Genomic DNA, 3,014 nt, shown 5'->3' with positions numbered 1-3,014 from the left:
GATGCGCCGCGACCGTCCGCATCGCATCATCACACCCCAGACCACCCCGTCCAGAACCACAGCGTCGGAGCACGGCCAGGCTTCGACACCTCGAACGGCCAGAACGAAACATGACAGAACAGAAGCGCTACGCCATCCTCCCGCTCATCGCGATCGGCCTGGTCGGAGGCCTCCTCTCGGGGCTCTTCGGCATCGGGGGCGGGGTGATCATCGTGCCGGCGCTCGTGCTCCTGCTCGTGATGCCGCAGCGCCTGGCCGCGGGCACCTCGGTCGCCGCGATCCTGCCCGCCGCGGTCGTTGGCGCGATCAGCTACGCGGTGCAGGGCAATGTGGATTGGACGGCGGGTATTCTGCTCGCGGTCGGCATCGTGATCGGCTCCCAGGTGGGTGCCCTGCTGCTGTCGAAGCTGCCCGTCGGCTTCCTGCAGTGGCTCTTCTTGGGCTTCCTGCTCGTTGTGATCGTGAGCCTGTGGTTCGTGGTGCCGCAGCGCGACAGCGAGATCTCGATCACCGTGCTCACGGGCGCGATGCTCGCGGTGACCGGATTCCTCACCGGGATCCTCTCCGGCCTGATCGGGGTCGGCGGGGGCATCATCGTCGTGCCCGTGCTCATGTTCTTCTTCGGCGCGAACGACCTCGTCGCGAAGGGCACCTCGCTCGTCATGATGATCCCCGGCTCGCTCTCCGGCACGCTCGCGAACTGGCGGCGGAAGAACGTCGACCTGCGCGCCGCCGCCGCGGTGGGCCTGGCGGCCAGCGCGGCCTCCCCGCTCGGCACGATCATCGCGGGCACGCTCGCCCCGTCGATGTCGAACATCCTATTCTCGATCTTCCTCGTGCTGATCTTCACGCAGATGCTGGTCCGCCTGATCCGCGCGAAGAAGAACTAGGCCTCGTCAGCAGACCGGAACCAGCGGGTGCGTCCCCGGCCCGTGACAGCGGCCGGGACGCCCCCCAGTTGTATGTGGCCTCGATGTGCTCGATCATGAAGCTTCGAGCGGCGTCCGCGTGGCCAGCGATGAGTGCAGCGATCAACTCATCGTGTCCGGTGCCGATGGCCTGATTGGCCTCGCTCAGTTCCGGCATGATCGAGATCATCCGGGTGAGCTGTTCCTGGATTTCTCGCTCCGCCTCTGCGATCCGGGGCGATCCGGAGGCCTCTGCGATTCGGATGTGCATTCTCGCGTCAGAGAATCGACGTTCGACCTTCGACGAGGCGACGCGGCGATACGACTCTGCGAGTTCGAGAATGTCGAAGCGCTCGGCCTCGGTTGCCCGATTAGCCGCAAGGGCGCAGGCCTCTCCCGAGATGGCGCGCCGCCAGTCACTGAGCTCCCGGAGCTCCGGGATGGAGACCGGGTAATTCTCAGCCGCCGCCGCCAGCCGATCCGCGATGTCGAGGCGCACGAAGGTGCCCCCCTTCCGGCCTCGACGGGTCTCGACGTACTCGAGCTCGCGGAGTTGCGCGAGCGCCTGTCGGAGGGTCATCGGCGCAACCTGAAAGCGGCTGGAGAGCTGATCCTCTGTGGGCAGCCGCTCCCCGGCGAGGAGCTGTCCTGTCGAGATTGCCTCGGTGAGTCGGCGCAGAATCTGGTCCGCGGTGCCACGCCCCGGCACCCGACTGTATAGGGGATCGCCCTCGGATTGCATCATGACCTCCAGATACTATAGGTATTGATGGCAGCCCGTCGAACGCTCGTCGTGTTGTCCCAGCGATCCGGGAGGGGGCGCGGGCAGCGAGGCTCCCGCCCCCCTCTCGGGGGTCAGTCGCGGGCGGCGACCCGGATGAGTTTCTTGTTTGCAAACTCATTCATGCCGTTGGGCCCGAGCTCTCGGCCGAAGCCGCTGCGCTTCACGCCGCCGAACGGGAGATCGGGTTCGCTGTCGGAGTTCCCGCCGATCGTCACCATCCCCACCTCGAGCTGACGGGCAACGCGCTGCGCCAGGTCCGCGTCCCCCGCGAACACGGAGGCGCCCAATCCGTAGGGGGACTCGTTTGACAGGGCAACGGCGGCTGCGGCATCGGCGACGCGGTGCACCATGGCGACCGGACCGAACAGCTCTTCGGAATAGGCTCGCATCTCCGGGGTGAGGTCCGTCAGGAGGGTCGGGTCGAGTGTTGCCCCCGCCCCGGCCGTGCCACCCGCGTGCAGGGTGGCTCCGTGCTCGACCGCATCGCGGACCTGCTCAAGAATCTCGTCCCGCGCGGCCACGGTGGACATCGGACCGATTCGTGTGCCCGGGGTGAGGGGGTCGCCAGGCGCGAAGGCCCCCAGCCGCGCAGCGAAGCCGGCCACAAAGCGGTCGTACACCTCGTCGACGACGATGAAGCGCTTCGGGGAGGTGCACGCCTGTCCCGCGTTCGAGAAGCGGCCAGACACCGCCTGGTCTATCGTTCGTTCGAGGTCCGCGTCGTCGAGCACAATGAACGGGTCGCTTCCGCCGAGTTCCAACACCACCTTTTTCAGGTGTCGTCCGGCCTGCTCGGCGACGATGGCCCCGGCCCGCTCGCTCCCGGTAAGCGAGATGCCGCGGACCCGGTCGTCCGCAATCAGTGTGGATACCTGCGCGTGGGTTGCGAAGAGGTTCGTGTAGCCGCCCTCGGGGAGCCCCGCGTCGCGGAAGAGTGTCTCGATCGCCTGCGCGGACTGGGGGCAGTTCGCGGCGTGTTTGATGATGACGGGGTTGCCGAGCATGATGTTCGGGCCGGCGAAGCGAGCGACCTGGTAGTGCGGGTAGTTCCAGGGCATAATGCCGAGCAGTACGCCGATGGCCTCGGTGCGAATGAGTGCGCTGCCGCCGCTGGCGACGGGGATGGCTTCCTCCGCGGTGAAGCGCTCGCCGTGGGTGGCGTAGTACCGGTAGATCTCGGCGGAGAGCCACAGCTCGCCTCCCGCCTGGTTGACGGGCTTGCCCATCTCGGTGGCGATCAGCGCCGCGAGTGCGTCGCGGCGCTCGTCCATGAGATCGGCCACGCGGAGCAACACGGCGGCGCGCTCGCTCATGGGGGCCTC

Annotated in this window: 3 protein-coding genes; 1 reads left to right on the top strand and 2 read right to left on the bottom strand. The window is 67.5% G+C overall.

Annotation, left to right across the window (positions count from 1 at the left end):
• Positions 1-110 precede the first annotated feature (110 nt).
• Entirely contained in the window at positions 111-890 is a 780-nt protein-coding gene (locus OOT08_RS08875; RefSeq protein ID WP_325092281.1) for a sulfite exporter TauE/SafE family protein, read from the top strand.
• Here the strand turns inward: OOT08_RS08875 and OOT08_RS08870 are convergent.
• On the bottom strand, positions 847-1,653 hold the full coding sequence (locus OOT08_RS08870) for a FadR/GntR family transcriptional regulator (RefSeq protein ID WP_325092279.1): 807 nt from the start codon (positions 1,651-1,653) through the stop codon (positions 847-849). The genes OOT08_RS08875 and OOT08_RS08870 overlap by 44 nt on opposite strands.
• Positions 1,654-1,763: 110 nt before the next feature.
• Positions 1,764-3,014: NAD-dependent succinate-semialdehyde dehydrogenase (locus OOT08_RS08865; protein WP_325092278.1), on the bottom strand; the 1,251-nt coding region annotated here is incomplete at its 5' end.

The organism is Leucobacter sp. M11, assembly GCF_035726885.1.
Taxonomy (GTDB): Bacteria; Actinomycetota; Actinomycetes; order Actinomycetales; family Microbacteriaceae; genus JAPFRB01.
This window is presented reverse-complemented; position numbering and strand designations above follow the sequence as displayed.